General features: G+C 74.8%; 17 protein-coding genes. 7 read left to right on the forward strand and 10 right to left on the reverse strand.

Annotated features, from left to right (window positions below; genetic code table 11):
- Positions 1–10: 10 nt before the first annotated feature.
- The 4 genes from ACFVXH_RS18755 to ACFVXH_RS18770 form a co-directional block, all read right to left on the reverse strand.
- Positions 11–592: a MarR family winged helix-turn-helix transcriptional regulator gene (locus ACFVXH_RS18755; RefSeq protein ID WP_380782507.1), complete on the reverse strand. Its 582-nt coding sequence runs from the start codon at positions 590–592 to the stop codon at positions 11–13.
- 208 nt (positions 593–800) lie between these two features.
- Positions 801–1,748, reverse strand: coding sequence for a M48 family metalloprotease (locus tag ACFVXH_RS18760; RefSeq protein WP_387825054.1), 948 nt, complete (start codon positions 1,746–1,748; stop codon positions 801–803).
- On the reverse strand, positions 1,745–2,167 hold the full coding sequence (locus ACFVXH_RS18765; RefSeq protein WP_380744587.1) for a BlaI/MecI/CopY family transcriptional regulator: 423 nt from the start codon (positions 2,165–2,167) through the stop codon (positions 1,745–1,747). Before ACFVXH_RS18765 ends, ACFVXH_RS18760 begins: the two co-directional genes overlap by 4 nt.
- Positions 2,168–2,379: 212 nt before the next feature.
- Entirely contained in the window at positions 2,380–2,682 is a 303-nt protein-coding gene (locus tag ACFVXH_RS18770) for a hypothetical protein (protein ID WP_387825057.1), read from the reverse strand.
- A 161-nt stretch (positions 2,683–2,843) separates the two neighbouring features.
- Between ACFVXH_RS18770 and ACFVXH_RS18775 the strand changes: the two genes are divergently transcribed.
- From ACFVXH_RS18775 to ACFVXH_RS18785, 3 genes are read left to right on the forward strand one after another with little or no spacing between them, the layout of a single operon-like run.
- On the forward strand, positions 2,844–3,248 hold the full coding sequence (locus ACFVXH_RS18775; protein WP_387825060.1) for a hypothetical protein: 405 nt from the start codon (positions 2,844–2,846) through the stop codon (positions 3,246–3,248).
- A complete protein-coding gene (locus tag ACFVXH_RS18780) occupies positions 3,248–4,594 on the forward strand; it encodes a DUF4062 domain-containing protein (RefSeq protein ID WP_375873031.1) in 1,347 nt (448 codons plus the stop codon). The genes ACFVXH_RS18775 and ACFVXH_RS18780 overlap by 1 nt, the downstream gene beginning before the upstream one ends.
- Before the next feature lie 11 nt (positions 4,595–4,605).
- Positions 4,606–5,292, forward strand: a complete 687-nt coding sequence (locus ACFVXH_RS18785; RefSeq protein WP_387825063.1) for a hypothetical protein — start codon at positions 4,606–4,608, stop codon at positions 5,290–5,292.
- A gap of 72 nt (positions 5,293–5,364) precedes the next feature.
- Here the strand turns inward: ACFVXH_RS18785 and ACFVXH_RS18790 are convergent, their stop codons facing one another.
- The 4 genes from ACFVXH_RS18790 to ACFVXH_RS18805 are packed head-to-tail and all read right to left on the reverse strand — an operon-like array spanning position 5,365 to position 13,007.
- A complete protein-coding gene (locus ACFVXH_RS18790) occupies positions 5,365–9,453 on the reverse strand; it encodes an AAA family ATPase (protein ID WP_387825066.1) in 4,089 nt (1,362 codons plus the stop codon).
- A gap of 5 nt (positions 9,454–9,458) precedes the next feature.
- Complete coding sequence (locus ACFVXH_RS18795; protein WP_387825069.1) at positions 9,459–10,568, reverse strand: effector-associated domain EAD1-containing protein; 1,110 nt, start codon at positions 10,566–10,568, stop codon at positions 9,459–9,461.
- A 4-nt stretch (positions 10,569–10,572) separates the two neighbouring features.
- Positions 10,573–11,631 carry a trypsin-like peptidase domain-containing protein gene (locus ACFVXH_RS18800; RefSeq protein WP_387825072.1) on the reverse strand — a complete coding sequence of 353 codons (1,059 nt, stop codon included), beginning with the start codon at positions 11,629–11,631 and terminating at the stop codon, positions 10,573–10,575.
- 50 nt (positions 11,632–11,681) lie between these two features.
- Entirely contained in the window at positions 11,682–13,007 is a 1,326-nt protein-coding gene (locus tag ACFVXH_RS18805) for an alpha/beta hydrolase (RefSeq protein ID WP_387825075.1), read from the reverse strand.
- Between the two features lie 231 nt (positions 13,008–13,238).
- On the opposite strand from ACFVXH_RS18805, the gene ACFVXH_RS18810 reads away from it, so the two are divergent.
- The 4 genes from ACFVXH_RS18810 to ACFVXH_RS18825 are packed head-to-tail and all read left to right on the forward strand — an operon-like array spanning position 13,239 to position 19,440.
- Positions 13,239–13,850 carry a hypothetical protein gene (locus tag ACFVXH_RS18810; protein ID WP_387825078.1) on the forward strand — a complete coding sequence of 204 codons (612 nt, stop codon included), beginning with the start codon at positions 13,239–13,241 and terminating at the stop codon, positions 13,848–13,850.
- Between the two features lies 1 nt (position 13,851).
- Positions 13,852–17,151 carry a serine/threonine-protein kinase gene (locus ACFVXH_RS18815; RefSeq protein WP_387825081.1) on the forward strand — a complete coding sequence of 1,100 codons (3,300 nt, stop codon included), beginning with the start codon at positions 13,852–13,854 and terminating at the stop codon, positions 17,149–17,151.
- Between the two features lie 31 nt (positions 17,152–17,182).
- Positions 17,183–18,085 (forward strand): tetratricopeptide repeat protein, encoded by a 903-nt coding sequence (locus tag ACFVXH_RS18820; RefSeq protein ID WP_387825084.1) that lies wholly within the window; start codon positions 17,183–17,185, stop codon positions 18,083–18,085.
- Positions 18,082–19,440 carry a protein kinase gene (locus tag ACFVXH_RS18825; RefSeq protein ID WP_387825087.1) on the forward strand — a complete coding sequence of 453 codons (1,359 nt, stop codon included), beginning with the start codon at positions 18,082–18,084 and terminating at the stop codon, positions 19,438–19,440. Before ACFVXH_RS18820 ends, ACFVXH_RS18825 begins: the two co-directional genes overlap by 4 nt.
- A 30-nt stretch (positions 19,441–19,470) precedes the next feature.
- Here the strand turns inward: ACFVXH_RS18825 and ACFVXH_RS18830 are convergent, their stop codons facing one another.
- Together ACFVXH_RS18830 and ACFVXH_RS18835 are read right to left on the reverse strand one after the other, a co-directional pair.
- On the reverse strand, positions 19,471–20,748 hold the full coding sequence (locus ACFVXH_RS18830) for an alpha/beta hydrolase family protein (protein WP_387825090.1): 1,278 nt from the start codon (positions 20,746–20,748) through the stop codon (positions 19,471–19,473).
- A gap of 166 nt (positions 20,749–20,914) precedes the next feature.
- Positions 20,915–21,964: an SGNH/GDSL hydrolase family protein gene (locus ACFVXH_RS18835; protein WP_387825093.1), complete on the reverse strand. Its 1,050-nt coding sequence runs from the start codon at positions 21,962–21,964 to the stop codon at positions 20,915–20,917.
- Positions 21,965–22,099 lie beyond the last annotated feature (135 nt).

Below are 22,099 nucleotides of genomic sequence, written 5' to 3' on the forward strand. Positions count from 1 at the left end.
GGCGCCGTGCTCACCGGCCGGGCGCGGCCCTGTCCGGGCGCGCGGCCGCACCGGCGGCGGCGTCCTGCTCGACGACCCACCTCCGGCGCTGTCCGCCGGTCAGCACCCAGCGGGGGCCCGGCCGCGCGGGCGTACGGCGTCCCGCGCCGCGGCCGGCCGCCGCGCACACCCGCCGCAGCAGGGAGTTGAGCTCGGCGCGCTGGCCCTTCGTCAACGGGGCGAGCAGGTCCTCCTGGACGGCGGAGGCGTCCTCGTGCAGCACGTCCAGCGCCGCCTGTCCGGCCGGGGTGATCGTCAGCACTTCCTGCCGTCCGCCGATGTGGACGACCATGGAGTGCACCAGGCCCGCCGACAGCAGGTCGTCCAGCGCCTGGTCGGCGTCGGTCCCGGTCACGGCGGCGCGCTCGACGAGGTCGTGGCGCCCGTGCGGCCCCAGCTGGGCGAGCGCGGACAGCAGCGTCTGGTGGGCGCGGCCCATCCCGCGCGAGTCGAGGCGGTCGGCCAGCAGGCGGTCGGCCGCCCGGCCGGCCGTCGACAGGAGGTAGACGGTCTGTTCGAAGGGGCTCGTCGACCCCGTCCTCCCGTCGTACACAGCAGGTCCAATCGTCCGGGAAGGCCGCCGTGTTCTCGGGCCGGGGGCCACAGGGGTGGCATCCGCACGGGAGCGCCGGGCCCCGGGACCGGGTGGACACGGTCCCCGACGGACGGCTGACCGTCGACGGACGACGGCGGCACGGCCCGCGCGCGCAAGCCGAGGCTCACCATACCCGGGCCCGAACAGTTGGTCTACATCGATGTCGTCAAACGGCGCCGTGCGCCAGCAGGGCCCGGGCCGCGTACTCGACGTACTCGTGCAGCCCGTAGGCCAGGCCCACGCCGAGCAGGGCCGCGACCGCGACGGCCGCGAGCAGGGCGACGGCGGCCCGCGCCCGCTGCCCGGTCGGCCGGGCGGGCGCGGGGCCCAGGAGCGCCTGGACGCGCTGGGGCACCGGACCGGAGCTCACCGACAGCAGCGGGCCCGTGGCGTGGCGGACGGACGGCGACCCGGCCAGGGCCGCCCGGGCGATGGCCGTCGCGGCGGTACGCCGGTCGGCGACCGCGCGGGCGGCCTGCTCGTCGGCCCACCGCTCCAGGTGGAAGTCGAGGTCGGCCCGCAGCCGGCCCAGCGCCGGGTGGACGGCGGCGGCGAGGTCCGCCGCGGCCGAGAGCAGGTGGTGGCGCCCGCGCAGGTGGGCGCGCTCGTGGGCGAGCAGCACCGCCCGCTCCGTCGGCCCCAGCGCGCGGAGCATGCCGGCCGAGACGACGACCCGGCCGGGACGCCCCCGGTGGGCGGGCAGGGCGAAGGCCTCCGCCTCCTCGCCCGCCACCACGAGCAGGTCGCCGTCGCTGGTCGCGCCGCCGGTCAGCTCCCAGGCGCGGGCCAGCAGCGCGCGCTGCCTCCGCCACCGCCGCCCCAGCCGTACGGCCTGGACGGCAAGCAGCGCCCCGGCGGCGCCGGACACCGGCACCACGGCGGGCCACCGGGCGAGGACGCGCGACAGCGGCAGGTGCTCCAGGCCCGCCAGGAACGGGACGTGGAACAGGCCGACGAGGGCCGCGGCGGTGCCGCCCGCCAGCAGGACGGCCGCGCCGGCGAGGGTGAACGAGGCCTCGCGCGGCGGCAGCAGGACGGCCAGGCGGCGGGCCGCCGGCACCGCGGCCCAGGGGACCAGCAGCGCCAGGGCGACGAGCACCAGGACCAGGCTCATGCGCGGTCCTCGGGTTCGGCGGCGGCTCCAGCAGTGGCCTCGGCCTCGGGGCGGGTGTCGAGGAGCAGGCGGCGCAGGACGTCCTCGTCGTCCTCGGACAGCGAGGAGACGAACCGCTTCAGCACCAGGTCGCGCTGGGGCTCCTTCTCCAGCTCCCGGCGCATCCGCCCGGCGGCCAGTCCGGCGGCGTCCTCCACCGGGGCGTAGGCGAAGGACCGCCCGGGGCGGGAGCGGACCAGGGTGCCCTTCTCGTGCAGGCGGGTGAGGATCGTCGCCACGGTGGTGCGGGCCAGCCCCTGGTTCAGGGTCTCCTTGACCTGCTGGGCGGTCAGCGGCTCCCCGGCCGCCCAGAGCACCGCCAGCACGTCCGCGACCAGCTCCCCGTGCGGACGTCTGGCGTCCCGACCGCCACCCAGCATCTCCACTCCCGTTCTCGCAGCTCTCCGGCAGGCGCACCGGAGCGGGCCGCGCGCGTCGGGATGTGAGGTCCGTACCGCCGCTGTCCGCGCCGAGGGCGAAGCGCCCTCGATATTAGGTGTGCCTAAGCTAACTTTACGGGCCGCTGACACCGCGCTGCCCGGGGGACCGTCGAACGTGGTCCCCCGGGCAGCGCGGTGTCCACGGAGTGCCGTCAGGCCGAGCCGTTCGGGCTTACCCAGTTGTACTGGCGCTGGTCCTCGGATGTCTTCTCCCCCTGTGGTCGCAGCCCGTCGGCGAGGATGATCTCGGGGGTCCGGATGGACCCCCGCCAGAGGACGTCCTGGTCCGAACACCAGGTCAGTTTCGGTCGTGTCTCTTTCACCGGCGCGTCGGGATCGGCCGTGGTGTCCTTCCACTGGGTGTACCAGTCGTCGGCGAGCGGGGCGGACCGAATGGTGTGAAGACGCCGGGCGCGCCGATCCCGGCCGCCCGGCGCACCCTCCTTTCCGGGCACCCCGTACGGGCCACCCGGCGCACCGGGAGCCGGTCCCGACGGCGCGGCGGTATCCGTCGCCGGATGCGCGACCCGGTTCGGGGCTCTTCCGGAGCGTGGTGCGAGCGGGGGCCGGGTACTACGGTCTCACCGGGTTGTCGCTGTGATGGAGGGCATCGCACATGCGCCTGCTGTTTTGGTCAACGGCCTCGGCCTGTACGGGTGTTGCGGTCGCGCTCGCGCTGTGGGCGGTGCTCGGGGACGCCGCCGGGGCCGAGCGGGCCAGCGCCGTCGTCGGGGCGGTCGTCGGACTCGCCGGGCTCGTCGCCTCGGTGTACGCGCTGCGTCGCGGCGGGCAGGACGACGGCGGCGCCGTCCGGGCCGGCGGACGCGGTGCCGTCGCCGCCGGGGGGAGCGTGACGGGCAACGCGATCGGCGCCGACAGCAGGGTCACGGGGGCGCTGCCGACCCCGCGCGGGGTGTCCGGGCCGGGGCGGGCCGTGTCGGCCGAGGGCGAGGGAGCGGTGGCCGCGGGGGGCGATGTCGCCGGGAACGCGCTGGGCGAGGGCGGCGAGGTGGCCGGCTGATGCCGGGGTCGCGCTTCCGGCGGCGCAGGCCGCAGGACCCGGGAGAGCCCGAGCGGCCGGCCGAGCACGTGGAGGTGCGGGGCGGCGGGGTCGGTGCCGGGGCCGACGTCGCCGGCAACGCCATCGGCCCGCGCAGCTCGGTGACGAACAACTTCAACTACTACGGGCCGGCGGAGTCCGACGCCCACCCCGGCGCCCCGGCGTCGTCGGGCACCGCGCCGCCGGCCGGCACCGCCCCTGACGAGCGCCGCTACCAGGTGTTCGTGAGCTCGACCAGCCTGGACCTGAAGCAGCACCGCGAGGCCGTCATCGACGAGCTGGTCAAGGAGGGGTACATCCCCTCCGGCATGGAACTGTTCGACGCGCGGGCGGAGGGCGCCTGGGAGGTCGTCGAGCGGGTGATCAACGACTGCGACTACCTCGTCCTCATCCTCGGAGCGCGGTACGGGGACGTCGGCGCGGGGACCGTCAGCTTCACGGAACGGGAGTACGACCACGCCCGCTCGCTGGACAAGCCCATCCTGGTGTTCGTCCACGCCGACCCCGTCGAACTGCACACCGACAGCTGGCAGCCGACGCCGGAGGACGCGCAGCGGCTGGCCGTCTTCCGCGAGAAGGTGCGGCGCGAGCGGCTCTGGAGGTCCTGGCGCACCGTCGCCGACCTGCGCAACGACGTCACCAGGGCGCTGCGGCTGGCGGTCCGGCACACTCCCCAGCCCGGCTGGGTCAAGGGCAATTCGATCGCGCACACCTTCTCCGCCGAATGGCAGAACCTGGTGGCCCCGGGGACGCAGATCGGTGTGGCCCGGATCAGCGTGGACGGGCAGGCCGGCAACGCCCTGAGCGAGAACCTCGGGAAGGCCTCGTCGATCGGGATCATGTCCACCAGCGGAAAGCGGCTGATCGAGATCCAGACGCCCTACCTGACGAAGGCGCTCGCGGCCGGCTCCCGGATCCGCGTCCTGGTGCCGACGCCCGACGGGCAGTTCCTCGCCGACGTCGACGAGTCCGAGTCGCTGTGGGACCAGCGCTCGCCGATCGCGGCCGAGGTGCGCGAGGTGGAGGCCCGGCTGCGGTCGATCGTGCGCGAGGCCGGGGCGCGCAGCACGGCCGCCGGATCGATCGAGATCGGGTTCTTCACCACGCACCTGCGGTCCACGATGATTCTCTGCGACCGGACCTGGGGATGGGTCACGCTGACCCTGCCGCCGGCGCGGGCCCCGGAGACCCCGTCCCTGGAACTGCGCGGGACCCGGGACTTCGGTCTGATCGACGCCTGCTGGAAGCACTTCGACCGGACCTGGGCCATCGTCGAGGAGCGCGGCGAAGTGAGGACGATATCGTGAGGCGGTCTGCGATGGACTTACGTGACACGGCGGCCCTGTCCCCTGCTACAGCGGGGCGGTGGCGCGAGCGGCTCTCCACGGCCCAGGCCTTCATGCGGGCACGGCGCCACCTGCCGGGCGTGCTGATCGAGGTGGCGGCCCAGCACCCGCTGGCCGACCGGGCCGTGCCGGGCGAGGAGTTCGAGGCCCGGCTGCGGCGCGGCCACGAGCTCTACCGGGGCTACCTGGAGGCCGGGCGGCCGGTGGAGGTCTACGTGCCGGGCAGTCGCCACCGGCACCTCGGGGTGGAGGACGAGAACAGCCTCAGCCGGGCCGGCGGGGAGTTCCTGGAGAAGCTCGGCGTGCCGGCCCCGGCCGTGCGCGGCGACGACCTCAACGAGCGGTACAAGGGCGAGGCCGGCGTCTACGGCTCCGCCGACGAGTGCTTCGTCGCCGCCTCGTACTTCAGGGACGGCGGGTTCGGCACGCTCGTCTCGGTCTGCTCGCCGGCCCAGATGATGCGCAAGACCCTGCACTACCTGCAGTTCGGGGTCTACCCGCTGACCCACACGGCGCCGACGCCGGAGGGCTTCCACGACTTCCTCTACGAGCTCCTGGTCGCCGTGCCCGAGGTCATGGGCACCGACGACACGCTCCAGGACCCCGGCTCGGACGGCGCCGAGCGCCTGCGCTCCGACCGCCGCCCCTCGACGGGCTGACGTCCGTCGGAGGCGGAACGGCGGAGCGGGCGGCTGGAGCTGCGGGCTCCGGCCGCCTGTCCGGTGGTGGGGTCAGTCGGGGCCGGTGGTGAGGAGGAGGTCGCTGACGCGGTCGGGGCCGGAGGTGACGGTGACCCGGTAGAGGCCCGGGCGGGGGAGGGTGACGGCGGCGACCAGGGTCACGTCGCTGAGGAGCAGCCGGGGTGTGGCGACGGTCGCCCCGGTGGCCTCGTCGGTGATGCGGCAGGCGGCGTCGTCCGGTGACGCGCCGTGCACCATGAGCGGCCAGGGCTGGCCCGGGACGGTCGTCTCGGGAAGGGACAGGCCGAGGCCCGGGCGCTGGAGGGCGTGGCTGACCGGGCGGGGCCGCACGGCGGCCGGCCGCCGGTCGGTCAGGACGGACCGGACGAGTTCCAGGACGTGCGGATCGGAGCAGAGGGTGCCGTGCCGGCCGGACACGAACAGCACGGCGTTCGAGACGGAGGGCGCGGCGGCGTCGCGCGGGACGAGGCCGTCCCCGCCGCGGTCCCAGCGGACGGCCTCACCGGACTCGCTCCGGTACGGGCGGCCGTCGTCGTGGGCGCGCGGTGCCGTCAGCACCGGTTCGAGGCCTTCCCCGGCCAACCGCAGGCCCTGCACGGTCGGTTGGCCGATGCCGACCACGGCGCGGGTGCGGGGGAGGAAGGCCGCGCGGGACTCCGCCGCCCGCGCCGCCATGGCGGCGGCGGCGAGCTCCGGATCGCCGCCGAGGCGGCGGACGTCGTCGAGGTCCAGCCGGCGCAGCGCGTCGTCGGTCTCGACGCAGCGGAAGGTCGGCAGCAGGTCGTACACCCCCGGCAGGGAGGCGGCCAGCCCGGACAGCGGGCGCGGGAGAAACCGGCGGCGGCCGCCCAGCATCTCGGCGACCGCGGGGGTGCCGTGGAAGGGCGTGGCGATGGTGACCAGGTCGCGGGTGAGCGCCGCCAGCCGGGAATCGGCCGCCAGCGCCGCCCGGGCGACGAGTCCGCCGGTGGAGTGGGCGACGAAGACCAGCCGGGGTTCCTCGTCGGGCACCCCCGCCCGACGGCGGTGCGGGCTCGCGCGCCAGGCCGCCAGGTGGCGGTGGGCGGCCTCGGCCAGCAGACGCGCGTTCACCTCGGCGGAGAGCCGCCAGTCGTAGGGGAACGGCAGGACGGCGTCCTCGTGGAGGACGGTGGCGTGCAGGGCGTCCAGCAGGGGCTGGTAGGTCTCCAGGCCGCCGAGCGCCGAGAGCCAGGCCGGGGCGCGCAGCAGGCCGTCGGGGCGCAGGCGGCCGGTCCGGCCCGCCCGCTCGTCGGGGGTGACGCGCAGCGAGGAGTCGTCGGTGAGGCTCAGCCGGAGGAGGGTGGTGGGTCTGAGGTCGCCCCAGACGTGGCGGCCGGTCTCGGTGTCGAGGAGCGAACTGCCCATGTGGCCGGGGAGGAGGACGACGGCGTCGTGGGTGGTGTCGCGGGCGGGGGCGGAGGGGGCGGCGAAGTCCACCTCGTGCCGGAGGTTCTCCACCACGGCGTTGTTCAGGGCCTCGGCGTGCTTGCCTCCTGCGCCGAGGTAGGTGTTGACGGCGTCGCCGAAGTCCACGCTGGTGGGGGCGGGGCCTGAGGGGTCGGTGTCGGTCGCGGGCAGTGGAACGCTGACGCCGGTGGCCCTGGTGAAGTCGCGCAGCTCCTCCGGGGTGAGGGAATCGAGCAGGGCGGCATCACCTCCGTCGGAGAGGTCGAGGCCGGAATGCTGGGTGGTATAGGAGACCAACTCGGGCGCACCGTCGCCGAGTTCGGCGGCGATGAGTCGGATGATCTCGGGGTTCTGGGTGACATCGCGCTGGTCCAGATCACTGACGAGCGCGAGTGTACGGGCGCGGAGCTTTCGGGCGTCGGGTGAGTCGAGCGACCCGCTGTCCCGGTGCAGGCGCAGGAGTGCCGACATGATTCCGAGAGTGATCACCCTGTCCTCGATGGCCTCGGCCGCGAGGAGGGCCCGGTTGAGCAGCTCGTGGGCCGAGGCGAAGTCTCCTTGACTCCTGGCGCTTTGGGCGCGGGCCATGAACATGCCCGTCGCGGTGGTCGGGTCGGGCTCGGTGGTGAGAACGTCGTCGGCCAGGGCATCCACCTCGTCCCAACGCTGCAGGGTGGCGAGGGCCGAGATGCGCAGACCGACGATCCGGATGTGAGGGCGCTCTCCGAGGAGTGTCAGCACGTCCTCCGGGCGGTCGTCCAGGAGGAACTGGTCTCCGGCGCGCCTTGCCTGCCGGGCCCACGTCTCGTCGTCGGCCTGCGCCCGGAGCTCCGCGGAGACGATGTTCCCCATCCGCTCGGCGAGGTACACCTGCGAACAGGGCGGCAGCTCGTCGTTGGCCGGCTCCAGGAGCCGGCCCGCCTCCTCCTCCCACCGGGCGTCCAGGGTGGCGGTCGGCTCGCCCAGGGCGAGCCGGTGGTACAGCTCCTCGACCCGGTCGCCGGCGTCCTCGTAGTGGGCGGCCGCCCGGCGGTGGATCAGCTCCACGACCTCGGCGTGGTCGCGGCGGAGCAGTGGCAGCATGACGGCGCGCACGTCGGCCCGGTGGAGGACCGCGTCCTGCCCCGGCACCTCCTCGACGAGGGAGACCTCGTCCCGGAAGCGGTGGAACAGGCCCCACGCGCGATCCTCGTCCACGGCGCCGAGCCCGCACGGTTCGGCCAGGACGTGGCGGATGACCTCCGGTGTGACCTTCCGGACGATCAGGCCGGGGCTGGCGATGCGGCGCAGGTCCGGGTCCTCCAGGTGGTCGAGGATGCGCCGGTACAGCACGCCCTGGACGGTCTCGGCCTCCAGTTTCCGCCGGAGCTGGTCGTGCAGCGCCGGGTCCCGCAGGGCGTCGGCCTCGCGGCGGAGCAGGGCGGCGGCCAGCTTGAGGTTGAGCGGGCTCCGGCCGACGGTGTCGGTGACCAAGTCGAGTTCCTCGTCGGTGCGCCCGGCGAGTTCGGCGACCTGGCGGCGCAGGTAGCGGCGGGCCGTCGGCGGGTCGAAGCCTTCCAGCGGGAGGGAGCGGAAGCGGGGGTCGTCGACGGGTGCGCGGCCGGCGGCGATGACGCGCAGGTTCGGGCAGCTCCACCGCAGGTCGTCCAGGGCCTGTAGCAGGCGGCGCTGGGCGTACTGGCCGCGCCGCTGCACCCGCTCGAAGGTGTCGAGGACGAGCAGCGGCGCCCGGCCGCCGTGGTCGGTCCCGAAGGCCGCCAGGAAGGTGCCGACCCGGTGGAGCAGTACGTCGGTGTCGTGGCGGCGTGAGGTCCGGCGCCCGGAGGAGGAGCTGCGGTCCCGCTCCGACCGGAGGTCGGCGGCGACGGTGCGGCGGAGGGAGTGCTCCAGGGCGTCGGCCGGCTCGCGCATGGCCGGTGCCAGCAGGGCGACCTGGCGGACGGCTTCGGCCAGGACGGTGAGCGGGCGTTCCGGCGCCAGCTCGGGTCGCTCGAAGGTCAGGTAGACATGGGCGACCGACTCCGCTCCGGCGCGGTCCAGGAGGAAGCGCGACAGCAGGGTGGACTTGCCGACGCCGCCCGGCCCGTGCACCAGGAGCCAGGGGGAGTAGCCGTTCCTGGCGTCGACGTAGTCGGTCAGCGTGCCGAGTTCGTCCTCCCGTCCGGTGAAGCTCTCGTCGGCGAGGGCCTGGAGCGGTTGCAGCAGCCGGGCCCGCTTGAGGTGGTGCTGCACCTCGTCGGCGGACGGCAGGTCGAGTCCGTGGTCGGCGAGGGCGGCCCGGGCGCGGGGGGCGTCGCGGAACCAGCCGACCACGGTGAGGGCCGCGTACAGCTCGTCGAAGTCCTGTGCCTCCAGCGGCGGGTTCCGCGCGGCGAGGAACCGTTCGGCCCAGTCGCGTGCGGCGTCGCCCTCCGTACGCGGGGCGGCGGTGAGGGTGGCCAGCAGGCGTTCCGGACGGCCCAGGGTCTCGATGGTGTGGCTGCGGACCTCGGGGGCGAGCCGCCAGCGGCGGCCGTCCCGGGTGGTGACCCGTTCGCAGTCCTGGGTGAGGAAGTCCCGCAGGAGCGCGCCGGGTTCGGCCGCGTCCGCGCCCGGGGTGGTGGCCGCCAGGCTCTCGGCGGTGAACGCGCCCAGCAGGACGGTCCGTTCACGGTAGACGGCGTCGGGCATCGGGGCGAGGGTCTCGGTCACCGTCGTCAACATCCCTGGTAGAGGCTTCGGCCGAGGCCGGCGGCCGTGTGCTGGATCGCGGTGGTCAGGGGGAGCGGGCCGTCGGGGAGGCAGCCGTCGTGGCCGGTCTCGCTCAGCACCTTGGCGGCGAGGCCGCGGGCGGTGTCGGCGTCGATCGGGCGGCCGGCTTCCGCCGCGACCGTCCGGAAGAAGTCGTGGAGGTCCTCGATGCCGATCGGGTCCAGCTGCTCCCGGGCGGTGTACCCCTCGACGTCCGGCGGCAGCCAGCCGTCGTAGGCGAGCAGCACGATCCGCAGCCGGTCCGCCATCTCCTCCTCGACCACCGCCTGCACCAGCCGGACGACGGCGCGCAGGGCGGGTTCGGTGAAGCGGACGGACTCCGAGTCGTCGAAGACGAGCCAGTGCCGGGGCTGCGCCGGGACGGACCGCCGCTCCTCCCGCATCCGGCCCCTGAGCTGGCTGACCAGCCGGTCGGCCTGCTGGTCCTCGGAGGAGTGGTGGTCGATCTGCACGCTCCACTCCCGGAACTCGTCGTTGAGGAATCCGGTGAGTTCGGCCACCCGGACCGGCTCGGTGTACTCGCTCATCCGGATCCGGCACGGGTGGATCCCCTGGCTCGCGAGCACGTGGTGGATGAGGAACCAGGTGAAGGTCCGGCCGGTCCGCGGACCGCCTTCGACGGTGAGCACGCGGTGGCCGCGGTCGAGGACCATCTCCCGCAGCCGGGAGCGGAGGGATGTCCGGTCGAAGAAGGCGCGCTGCCGGTCGTTGATCAGCCCGTGGCCGAACGGGTCGGTGGTCTGTTCGGCGGGTTGCGAGGTGCGCTGCTCGGCGAGCAGGTACGCGAACACCGGTGAGGCGGCCCGGGAGTTCGGGTCCTCGGCGACGACCTCGACGAGCCTGCGCAGCCGTCCGGTCGCCGCGGCCTTCTCGACGATGTCCGGCCAGACGTCGAGCATCGCCCCCTGCCAGGCGATCTCGGCCTCGGCGATGCCGGCGCGGGCGACGACCTGCCGGGCCGGCTGCGGGAGGCCGTACGTGTACATGAGGGCCCTGAGCAGTTCCCCGGCTCTGGGGTCCTCGTTCGGGAACGCGCGCAGGTCCAGCAGTGCCACCGGCTCACCTCACCCCGGCGGCGGCCAGGCCCTCGGCCACCCGCTCGATCCGGAGGCCCTCGTTGCGGAACTCCGAGGCACTGAGCCGCTGCCCGATGCGGACGTGGCCCCGGTGCAGGGCGACCAGCCGCCAGCGCTCGTCGAAGACGGGGGCGCCGGAGGAGCCGTACTCGGTGTCCGTCCAGTACTGCACGACCTGCTCGTCCACGTGCCGGACGACGTTGTGCCGGGCGGCGAGCTTCTTCACCAGGCCGTGCGGGTGCTGGATGATGCAGACCCGGTCGCCCTCGGCGACGGTGGCCCGGTCGGGGATCGGCACCACCAGGGCGTCCTCGGGCAGGGGCTCGGCGGCGCGGACCACGGCCCAGTCGCCCTCGGGCCGGCCGACGGCGGTGGCGGGGTCGCAGCGGACGGTGCGGTACCTGAGCTCCCGCCCGTCGAGGTCCTGCTCGTAGCCGAACCAGGCCTCGACCGCCTCGGCGGGCCGGTCGTCGGAGTACAGGACGTGGTGGTTGGTCAGCAGGAGGTCGGGCCCGATCCGGAAGGCGGTGCCGTAGCAGGCCTGGCCGTCGGCGTGGGTGACCAGCAGGCGGCAGACGGCGGTGGCGAGTTCGGCGCCGCGGCGCAGGAACGCGACGTCCTGGAACCCGGAGGCGCGGAAGATCTGGCGTTCCTGCTCGTCCGGGTCCCGGAAGGCGGCCCAGGTGCTCGCCGGGAGCTCCGGTTCGGGGGCGGGGAGCACCGGCCGGGCGGCGAGCAGTTCGCGGACGCGGGCGGCGAGCGCCTGGTCGGGGCCCGCGGCGATCCGGTCGAGCAGCGGTCGGAGCTTCTCCTGTTTCCGGGCGACGGTGATGAGGTCGAACCAGACGAGGGACATCGGCTGGTCCCAGTTGACCTCGGCCGGGGCGATGCCCGCCTGCTGGGCCAGCTCCAGCACCGGGTTGACCCGGAAGTGGACGGAGGCGAGCAGGTCGCGGAGTTCGACGGCACCGGGGTCGGTCCACCGGAAGGGGTAGCTGTCCAGGAAGTGGGTCGTTCGCGGTGCGGGGTTCGTCGTCGCCATGCCCTGTGTGCTCGCTCGTCGGAGAGGGGGAAGTCGTGCTGCGAGGATCGTTACGGCTGGAAGGCCCAGTACGCGCCGTCCGGGTGCGGGACCCGGGCCAGCCCGTAGCGCTGGGACGGCCGGTGGCCGTGGCGCAGCAGCCCGTACAGGTCGGAGAGGACGGACCGGTGGTCGCCCGGGTAGGAGTGGCCCGTCAGGCCGGTGTCGAGCTCGGAGACGTCGACGGTGTCCAGGCCGGGCGCGACCACCACGCCCGGGCCGGCCTGGCCCGCCCGGGGGTGTTCGGCGAGGAGGCGGGAGGCGGCGAGCGCGCGGTCGTTGGCGGAGACGTAGAGGGTGCAGCCGCGCGCCTGGTTGACGATCCGGGGCACGAGCTGGCGGAACACCTCGGCGTCGACGTCGGGCGCGGTGAAGACGACCTGCCCGAGCCGGCCCGCGCCCTCGGGGAGCGCGGTGGTGTCCAGGTCGGCCAGCGCGTCGACGACCACCCGGTTGCCCATGCTGTGGGCGACGACGTGCAGTTCGTCGACGCCGGTGTCCGTCAGCACGTGCCGCAGGAACTCCTGGAAGTACGGGACGGCCCGGCGGGCGGCGTTGCCGTCGGCCGCGTAGTCGGTGACGGAGGCCTTGGACGGCCAGCTGTACAGCATGGGGAGGCCGGTGAAGTTCAGGTCGTAGGCGATCTGGGCGGTGCGGACGGCGGCGTCCGCGAAGGAGACGTTGTAGCCGTGGACGAACACCAGTGCCGATCGGGGGGTTTCGCCGTCCCCGGGGAGGTGGTGGCCATGGGCGCGCTCGGCGAACCCGGCGGCGCTGAGCGGGCTGACGTCGCCGAGCTGGGTGTCCCGGGCCGGGTTGGTGCGGAACCGCAGCCGCCACCAGCGGGGCTTCTCGACGGCGCCGATGCGGTGGTCGTCGGGGACGTTCACCACGGCTTCCCCGTACGACAGTTGGCCGCGGTCGCCGCCGTAGGCCGCGCTGGTGCCGCTCCCGCCGGCCGGTGCGCGGTCGGTGGCGTAGAGGACGGGGACGAGCAGCGAGCGCAGCGCCGTGCCCCAGGAGGGCGGGGGCGCGTCCGGGCCGAAACGCTCCTGGCCTTCGACGAGCGCGTCGAACGCGGCGACGAGGAGGTCGCCCAGCGGCGGGTAGGCCTCGAAGGCGGCGGCCACCGCCTGGGCGGCCTCCTCGACGGGATCGGCCCCGTCGGCCCCTTCGGTCCCGGCTGACGGCGCACCGCCGCGCGCGCTCTCCAGGGCGCGCAGCGCCACCAGGACCTCCGCCTCCAGACGCTCGCGCTCGGCCTCGGACAGGCTGTCGGGCACCTTCGGCCAGACCCGGGCGACGGCCGGCTCCAGCACCTCCCACATGTCCACCATCGTCCCCCACCTGGCTTGTTCACGACGTACCCGACGGCGTGACAACGCGACAACACGTGTCGAACCGGATCGCTCGCATCATAGGTCGTGGAGGGCCGCGCGCGGGCGGTTCGCCCAGGTCCGGTGCCGGATCGGGCCACTGTCACGAATACGTACCGGGGAGGATCTGAGGATGTATCAGAAATCGGAGCACGCCTGACGGTTGACAGGGCCGCGTGTTAGCTTCCGATCGTGTCCCCATCAACTCCGCTCCCGCTCCCGCTGGCCTTCGACACCGCCGGCCTCGAACCGTTCGACGAGGGCCGGTGGTTCGTCCCGGACACCTGGAACGACGTGGTGGTGCTGAGCGTGCGCGAGGCGCTGCCGCCCGCCCCCGTCTGGCTGGACGGGATCGAGGCGCTGCGGGTGACCCTGGCGCGCGGCCACGCCGCGGCCGGCGGCTCGCTGCTGGAGGCGGCGGCGGTGTCGCTGGGCGGTGTTCCGGCGCTCTACACCCTGGTGTCCGAACGGCTGCCCGGCTCCCGCACCGGCTTCCGGTTCCGGGGCTCGTTCCTGATCGCCAGGTCGACCGTCACCGCCGTCCTGACCGGCCAGTTCCAGGAGTCGGGCGTCACCGGCGTCCGCGAGTCGATGGTGCGCCTCAGGCTCGACCCGGCGGGGACGGACAGCGGCGGCCACCCGTACGACCCGGAGCTGCCGTACGAGCGCAGCCACGCCGCCGACTGGGACCCGATGTTCCCGAGGCACGCCCTCTCGCTGGCCCGGGCCTGGGCCCGGACGGTGTGCCGGACGGCCGTGGTGGCACCGGCGTTCGCCGCGCTGCCGCCGTACCGGGCCGCCTGAGGTGTCCGGACCGGCCGTCGGGGTTCCGGCGCCCTGGTCGGTCGGCGAGGTGGTCGCCGACCAGTACCGGGTGCTGCGGGTGCACACCGAGGGCGGCATGGGCGTGGTCTACCGGGTGCGGCACCTGGAGTGGGGCGTCGACCTGGCGGTGAAGTGCCCGCGCCCCGAGCTGTTCGGCACGCCGGAGCAGCAGGAGCGGTTCGTCCGCGAGGCCGAGACCTGGGTGTCGCTCGGCCTGCACCCGCACGTCTGCGGCTGCCACTACGTCCGCGTCCTGGACGGGCTGCCACGGGTCTTCGCCGAGTACCTGCCGGGCGGCAGCCTGCGGGAGTGGATCGACGACCGGCGGCTCTACGCGGGCGGCCCCGCCGAGTCCACGGCCCGCATCCTGCGCCTGGCGGTGGAGACCGCCTGGGGGCTGCGGCACGCGCACGGACGCGGCCTGGTGCACCAGGACGTCAAGCCCGCCAACGTCCTGCTGGACCTGGACGGCACCGCCAAGGTCACCGACTTCGGGCTGGCCCAGGCGCGGGCCACGGGCGGTGAACGGGTGTCCGGCGGCGGGATGACCATGGCGTACGCCTCGCCGGAGCAGGCCAGGCGCGAACCGCTGGACCACCGCACCGACCTGTACAGCTTCGCGGTCTCGGTGGTGGAGATGTTCACCGGCGAGGTGACCTGGCTGATGGGCCCGGTGGTCGGCGAGGCGCTGGCCTCCTACCGGTCGGGTGGCGGTCGCGGGTTCACGCCCGGCTCGACCTGGCGTCCGGAAGGGGACGGCCCGCCGCCGCTGCCGGAGCCGGTCGCCGAGCTGCTGGCCCGCTGCCTGCGCGAGCGGCCGGCCGACCGGCCCGCCTCGATGGCCGAGGTGGCCGACGAACTCGCCGACATCCACCACCGGTTGACGGGCCGGGCGATCGACCGCGGAGAGCCGCGCGAGGCCGAGCTGCGCGCCGACGAGCTCAACAACCGGGCCGTCTCGATGCTGGACCTGGGCCGCGTGCCGGAGGCCGAAGCCGCCTTCGGCGCGGCCCTCGCGGCCGACCCGCGCCACCCGGAGGCCACCTACAACTCCGGGCTGATGCACTGGCGGCAGGGCGGACTCACCGACGAGGACCTGCTCGCCGCCCTGGACGCGGCCAGGGCGGACGGCGGCGCCGCGCGGCTGGGGCCGCTGATCGACGCGGTGCAGCGCGAGCGCGGCGCCGTCGGCCCCGCCGCCGAGCCGACCACCTGGACCGTGCCCTGGTACGAGTACGAGCGCTGGACGGATTCGCCCTGGGACGGTGGCCGGACCCGGCGGGCGGCACCCGACATCGAGATCCGGCCCACCCCCGACGGCCGGCTCGCGCTCACGGCCTGCGACGGCGCCGTGAAGCTCTGGGAGGTGGCCACCGGCCGGTGCCTGCGGGAGCTGGACGAGCTGCGGCACACGGTGGACCTCGACGCCGAGGCACGGCGGGCCGTGGGCGTCGGCTCCGACGGCCTGGTCCGGCTGTTCGACCTCGGCGACGGCCGCTGCCTGCGGGTCTTCACCCCGTACTACCGGTCCGGCAGCACCACCGTCCGCTCGCTGCGGCTGCTCGCCGAGGCGGGCCTGGTGGTCGGCGGCACCAGCGACGGAACGGTCCTGGGCTGGGAGCTGACGACCGGCCGGGCCCGCTTCATCCTGGACGGCTTCTCGGGCGGCACCGTAGAGGCGACCGCGGACGGCCGGCTGCTGGTCTTCGACGGCCCCGAGGGAGTGGTCGCGGTGCGCGATCCAGCTGGCGCCGGTGAACAGACCCCGCTGCTGGAACGCCGCTACGCGCACGAACCGTGCTGTCTCAGCCGGGACGGCCGCACCGTGGCCGCCGCCGTCGGCGACGGGCTCCGGGTGCACGGCCCGGGCCCCGACGCGGAGATCGCCGCCGGCCACGGAGCCGGGCACCGCCTCGCCCTGAGCCCCGACGGGCGGCTGCTGGCCGGCGGGGGCCTGGACGGCGCGGTCCGCCTCTGGGAGCCGGACACCGGCCGGTGCCTGCGCACCTTCCGCGGGCACCGGGGCCACGTCGACGCCGTGGTGTTCCTGGCCGACGGCAGGCACCTGCTCTCCGCCGGGCGGGACGGCACCGCCCGACGCTGGCCGCTGCCCGAGCCCCACCCGGCCGCGGCCCGGCTCAGCCGCCCCCGTCGGCACGCCGAACTGGACGACCTGAGCAGCCGGCTGGCCGCGCTGGTCGAGCGGGCCGGGCGGGAGCACGCGGCCGGCCGCTGCGCCGCCGCCCTCGACCTGCTCATCCGCGCCCGGGCCCTGCCCGGCCACGAGCGCGATCCCCGGGTGCTGACCGCCTGGCAGGAGCTGGCCCGCGACCGGCGGGTGACCCGCACCGGACTGCGGGCGGCCTGGCCCGCCCGGGTGCTGTACGACGGCGCCTGGGGCGCGCCGGCCCTGGCACCGGACGGCCGGACGGTGGCCGTCCGGGTGTCCGGGGGCATCCAGCTGCTCGCTGCGGAGACCGGTGAGCGCGGGCCGCTGATCGAGGGCCTGTCGCGGGTGCACGGCAGGCTCCGCTTCACCGGTGACGGCCGGACGGTGCTGTTCGCGGGCGGCGACGGGACCCTGGGCTCCTGGTCCGCGGCGACCGGTGCCCGCCTCAGCTCGGCCCGGCTCGCCCTGGGCGCGGGGACGGCCTCGTTCACCGCGGACGGGCGGTTCGTCCTGGCCCGTGGCGCCGACGACGGGATCCGGCTGTTCGAGACGGCCACCGGCGCCCGCCGCCGGACCCTGGAGGGCGACCACGGCCGGGGGCCCAACCTCTGGGGGCCCGCGCTCTGGCTCTCCCCCCACGGGCGCACCGCCGTCACCGCGGGCCCGAAGCACTCCATCGGGCTCTGGGACGTCCCCACCGGCCGCCGCCTGCGGGAGTTCCACGGCCACACGGCCACCGTGACCGAGCTGCTGGTCGACGCCGACCGCGGACTGCTGCTCTCCGGCTGCGGCCAGGACCGCGCGATCCGGGTCTGGGACCTGCGCACCGGGGCCTGTCTGCGGGTCCTCGACGACCAGCCGGGCGGCACCGGGGCGCTCCGACTGAGCCCGGACGGGCGGTTCGTGCTGTCGCTCGGCGAGGACGACGGCGCGCTGCGGGTGTGGGAGCTCGGCACCGGCCGCTGCCTGCGGGTGCTGGCCGGCCGTCCGGCCGGCTTCTCCGGGGTCGAACCGGGCCCGGACGGCGGCTCGGCGGTGTGCGTCCGCGGTGACGGTTCCGTTCAACTCTGGTGCCTGGACTGGGAGCTGGCGGTCCGTCGGCAATCATGACGGGAGCGTCGAGGAGAGAGGGGAGGCCGTCGTGTGGTTCGGCCGTAAGCGCAACAAGAAGGCGTCCGAGAAGGCGTCCGCGAAGGCGTCCGGGAAGGCCGGGAGCGACCTGGCGCCGCTGACCCGGGCGATCATGGAGCTGAGCGGCGACCCGGGGCTGGACAGCCGGGTCGCCCGGCAGGAACGGCAGGCGCGGTCCGGCGATGCCGAGGCCCTGATCCGTCTGGGGGCCCGGCTGCTCGACGAGGGCCGTGACGCCGAGGCCGAACAGCAGTTCCGCCGCGCCGCCGAGCTCGGCGAACCGCTGGCCATGCACAACCTGTCCGTGGTGCTGGGGAAGGCCGGCCGGGCCGCCGAGGCCGCGTCCTGGCAGCAGCGCGCCGCCGAACTCGACTGCGCTCCCGCCATGGTCGGCGCCGGCTTCCGCGCCGTCGACGAGAACCGCCTGGCCGACGCCGAGCGGTGGTTCCGCGGAGCGGCGGACCAGGGCGAGGACCAGGCCGCGTACATCCTGGGCGTGCTGCTGTCCGAGGCGGGCCGCACCGCCGAGGCCGAGCGGTGGCTGCGGGCCGCCGCCGACAAGAGGAACGCGGAGGCGATGTACTCGCTGGCGTACCTGGTGCAGGAGGCCGGACGCGAGCCCGAGGCCGAGCTCTGGTACCGGCGGGCCGCCGACGAGGGGCACCCGCAGGCGATGAACAACCTGGGCACCGTCCTGCGCTACAGCGACCGGGTGGCCGAGGCCCAGGAGTGGTTCCGTCGCTCGGCCGAGGCGGGCGAGCCGATGGGCATGCTCAACCTCGGCGAACTGCTGGAGGCCGGCTCGCCCGAGCGGGCCGCCGAGTGGTACCGGCAGGCCGCCCGACGGGGATCGGCGAAGGCGCAGCGGCACCTGACGCGCATGGCGGAGCAGGGCCCGGGGCGGCCCGCATGAGCGAGGCCACGGTCGTCCTCCACCAGGTGGGCGGCCCTGGGACCGGCGACGAGCACGTCTTCACCGAGCGCACCACCTGCCTGCTCGGCCGGGCCGCCGAGTGCATGCCGCGGCTGCCGGACGACGAGCGCCACCGCACCGTCTCCCGGCACCACTGCCTGCTCGACATCAACCCGCCCGACATCCGGATCCGCGACTTCGGCAGCCTCAACGGGACGTACGTCAACGGGAGGAAGATCGGCCAGCGCGCCCGGAACCAGAGCCCGGAGGAGGGCGCGGCACTCGACCTCCCCGAGCACGACCTGGCCGACGGCGACGAGATCCGGATCGGCGACACCGTCTTCCGGGTCGGCCGGTCCGCCCCCACCCTGCGCCTGCGACCGGCCCGCTGCGCCGCCTGCGGCCGGGACACGGCGGACGAGACCGACGGCCGGGACGGCAGCTACGTCTGCGCGACCTGCCGCGCCGAGCCCGGCATGGTGCTGCGGCAACTGCTCGCGCTGGCCCGCCAGGGCGGCGGGGCCGTCGCCTCGCTCGCCGACTACGAACTGTCGGCCCAGCTCGGCCGCGGCGGGATGGGCACCGTCCACCTGGCCCGCCACCGGGGGACCGGCCGGGAGGTGGCACTGAAACTGATGCTGCCCAAGGTGGCGGCGAGCACCCGGGCGCGGGCCCTGTTCCTGCGCGAGGTCGCCGTCACCCGGACCCTGCACCACCCGAACATCGTCACCCTGCACGAGGTCGGGTTCGCCGGCGGCACCTTCTTCTTCACCCTCGAGTACTGCCGCGGCGGCAGCGTGGAGGACCTGCTGGGCCGACGCGGCGGGCGACTGCCGGCGGACGAGGCAGTACCGCTCGCCCTCCAGGCGCTGGCCGGACTGGCCCACGCCCACGCGGCCGGCGTGGTCCACCGCGACCTCAGCCCGGGCAACCTGCTGCTCGACCACGGGCCGGACGGCCGACCGGTGACGAAGGTGGCGGACTTCGGCCTGGCCAAGGCCTTCGACCAGGCGGGCCTCAGCGGCCTGACCCGCACCGGCACCACGGCCGGCAAGCCCTCCTGCATGCCCCGCCAACAGATCGTCAACTTCCGCTACGCCACCCCGGAGGTCGACGTCTGGGGGCTGGCCGCCTGCCTCTACAGGATGCTGACCGGCCGCTACCCCCGCCCGTTCCCGCCCGGCACCGACCCGTGGCAGGTCGTCCTGCAGACCCCGGCCACCCCGCTGCGGGAGGTGGCGCCGCACCTCCCGCGCCGCCTCGCCGAGGTGGTCGACCAGGCCCTGCGGGAGCAGCCGGCGATCGGCTTCCCGGACGCCGCCGCCTTCGCGGCCGCGCTCCGGGAGGCGCTCTGACCGGCCCGCCCCCGACACCCGGGGCGGCCGCTACCGCTCGTAGACCATCTCGGGGAAGCGCGGCGACGGGCCGTCCAGGAGGTGGTCGTCGTGGCCGCGCAGCCAGCGGTCGAAGAACGACGCGACGTACGCGCGGGTGGCCAGCACCGCGCGGTCCGGGGGAACGTCGCCGACGGCGCCGGTCAGGTCCGTCCCGCTGATCGCGCCCTGGCGGGCGAGCTGGGGCAGCAGGGACTGCGCGTCGGTGTAGGAGCCGTGGCGGGAGCCGGTGAGGGTCACGTCGGCGTGCCAGCCGGTGCTGTGCCGCCACAGGGCGTCCCAGCCGGGCTGCCGGTGGTAGCTGCCGGATTCGGGGTCCTGGGTGCCCATGAGCAGGAAGGGCCGGGTGAGGCCGTCCTCGGCGGCGGTGGGCAGGGGCAGTTGGACCCCGGAGCCGTCCGGGTTGGAGAAGTGCAGCTGGCCGTCGAGGTTGACGCCGGCCTTGAGGCGCGGATCGTCGTGCATGGTCTGGAGGGCCGCGGAGCCGCCACCGGAGTGGCCGACCATGCCGATCCGGTCGAGGTCGAGGGAGGCGGCGAGGCCGGCCGGCAGCCGCTCGTCGTGGCGCAGCCCGGCGAGCCGGTCCAGGACGGAGCGGGTGTCGTCGACCCGGCTCTGCAGCATCCTGCGCAGGAGGGCGCTCATGTCGAGGCCGGGCTGGGCCAGCAGCGCGGGGAAGACGGAGGTGGCGAGGTCCCCGTCGGGGAAGGCGACCTCGGAGGCCTCGTAGGTGTGGTCGACGGTGACGACGACGTAGCCGCGCGAGGCGAGGTCCTCCACCAGGCCGGTGCCCCAGGTGCGCGGGTCGCCGAAGCCCGCCGAGTACAGCACGACGGGCCGCTTGCCACCGGGGAGTGCGGGCGCGTCGGCGCGGGCGTGGGTGCGGATGCCCGCCCAGTCGGTGCGGCCGGGCTCGAAGCGGTAGTCGCTCTGGCCGACGCTCCCGTCGCTGCCGAAGTGCTCGGCGGCGGCGGGGACCATGTACGGCGCGCGGTCGTCGCCGGTGGCGGCCCGGGTGGCCGGGTACCAGAGGCTGATCATCAGCTTGCGGTGCTGCCCGGGCTTCCAGGGGTCGTCCCGGCGGTCGTCCGTGAGCTGCAGGGACGTCGTGCCGACCGGGTACGGCCCGGTGGGCTGCGGCAGCCAGGCCCTGGCCTGCTGCCCGGTGCCCGGCCCCGGCGCCGCCACCGCGCCCGGCGCGCCGACCACGCCCAACGTCACCGTCGCCGCCAGCAGCACCGCCGCCACGGCCCGTCCTCGCCCGCTCATCGTGGTTTCCCCCTCGTTCGGTTTCCGTCGTCGCTTTCGACACGGGCGACGGTACGGGCGAGGCGGGGCGGACGCCGTCATACAGGGGTGCCAAGTCCGCTGTGCTACCCCGGTATGACGGTTCCCGGCGCCACCGGTGCGTCCAGGCCCTCGGGTCGAGTGCCCCTTACCGGCTGAGGATCGCCTTGACCTTGTCGGCGACCTGCGTCGCCTGGATGTCGCGGCCCTTCTCATTGGGGTGCAGGTACCACGGGAGCGTCGTGTCGCCGAGCTTGACCAGGGAGGGCTCCAGCAGGCCGCCGATGCCCCGGTCGGCGCCGTCGCACGCCGTGTTGCCGCCGGTGTGGGCGTAGAGGTCCACGAAGTCGGCGCCGCCCTCAGCATCGGCGACGGCCTTCTTCATGACGTCGTCCAGCCGCTTCTGGATCTGGTCCAGGACCGGCAGGGCGTCCTGCGGGATGTCGGCGAACGGCAGCTCCGTCTGACCGGGTGCCGCGGTCCGGCACTTGGCGGTGTCCGCGGGCACGAGCCTCGGGTAGCCGACCAGGACGCGCTTCGCGTCGGGGGAGAAGTAGCCGATGCGGTCGAGCAGTTCCTCCAGCTCCCACCCGACTTCCTCGAACTGCCGGTCCAGCCACTGCTTTCCGTCCCCGGACGTGAAGAACTCGCCGCACGTCGCGGCCGGCACGTCCTCGTCCACCGGTGTTCCCGGCAGCAGGACCCCCTCATCGCCGCGGAGCTTGGCGGAACACTGCTTCAGGATGCGGTTGAAGCCCACCGTGTTGCCGCCCAGGCTGCCCACGACCAACTGGGTGTCGGGTTTGAGCGCGTCCTGCTGCGGCGGGACCTCGCCGAGGTTGAAGGGCAGCTCCTGCTTCTCCCAGAAGTGACGGACGAGGGCCCCTCCGCAGGAGACGTCCGACTGGACGTCGAGCGTGACGCCCTTGTCCGCGAGGCGCCTGGTGGCGACGGCGGGGTAGTTCTCCTTCGCCTGGAAGCAGAAGACCTGTGGGCTGTCCTCGTGGTTCAGGGGGGCGATGCCGTAGTTGGCGGTGTAGGAGTCGCCGAAGAAGACGGTCGGTACGGGGACGGCGGACGCCGCGCCGGCGCTGCCCGCCGGACCGGCGAGCGCCAGGCAGCTGCCCAGCGCGGCCGCGGCGGCGACCAGCCGCCGTACCACTGGAGTTCCCGTCGTCTTGCGCGTGGCCGAAGGCATGGCTGTGCCCTTTCATCGGAGCCGAGGTGAAGGAAGCGGAACGATCCGTATTCATTCACACGCGGAGCGCGATGGTCCGGTGGACGCCGGCCGCAACCGGGTGTGTTCCCGCGTCACCCCCTGGCGTGCGTCCGT

The organism is Kitasatospora sp. NPDC058184 (genome assembly GCF_042883725.1).
Lineage (GTDB): Bacteria > Actinomycetota > Actinomycetes > Streptomycetales > Streptomycetaceae > Kitasatospora.

What these genes read in the sequence shown, in the direction of transcription:
- ACFVXH_RS18805 (WP_387825075.1), bottom strand. Translation starts at nt 13,007, where the DNA reads ATGGTGGACATGTGGGAGGTGCTGGAGCCGGCCGTCGCCCGGGTCTGG.
- ACFVXH_RS18780 (WP_375873031.1), top strand. Translation starts at nt 3,248, where the DNA reads ATGCCGGGGTCGCGCTTCCGGCGGCGCAGGCCGCAGGACCCGGGAGAG.
- ACFVXH_RS18800 (WP_387825072.1), bottom strand. Translation starts at nt 11,631, where the DNA reads ATGGCGACGACGAACCCCGCACCGCGAACGACCCACTTCCTGGACAGC.
- ACFVXH_RS18830 (WP_387825090.1), bottom strand. Translation starts at nt 20,748, where the DNA reads ATGAGCGGGCGAGGACGGGCCGTGGCGGCGGTGCTGCTGGCGGCGACG.
- ACFVXH_RS18835 (WP_387825093.1), bottom strand. Translation starts at nt 21,964, where the DNA reads ATGCCTTCGGCCACGCGCAAGACGACGGGAACTCCAGTGGTACGGCGG.
- ACFVXH_RS18785 (WP_387825063.1), top strand. Translation starts at nt 4,606, where the DNA reads ATGGACTTACGTGACACGGCGGCCCTGTCCCCTGCTACAGCGGGGCGG.
- ACFVXH_RS18760 (WP_387825054.1), bottom strand. Translation starts at nt 1,748, where the DNA reads ATGAGCCTGGTCCTGGTGCTCGTCGCCCTGGCGCTGCTGGTCCCCTGG.
- ACFVXH_RS18775 (WP_387825060.1), top strand. Translation starts at nt 2,844, where the DNA reads ATGCGCCTGCTGTTTTGGTCAACGGCCTCGGCCTGTACGGGTGTTGCG.
- ACFVXH_RS18825 (WP_387825087.1), top strand. Translation starts at nt 18,082, where the DNA reads ATGAGCGAGGCCACGGTCGTCCTCCACCAGGTGGGCGGCCCTGGGACC.
- ACFVXH_RS18765 (WP_380744587.1), bottom strand. Translation starts at nt 2,167, where the DNA reads ATGCTGGGTGGCGGTCGGGACGCCAGACGTCCGCACGGGGAGCTGGTC.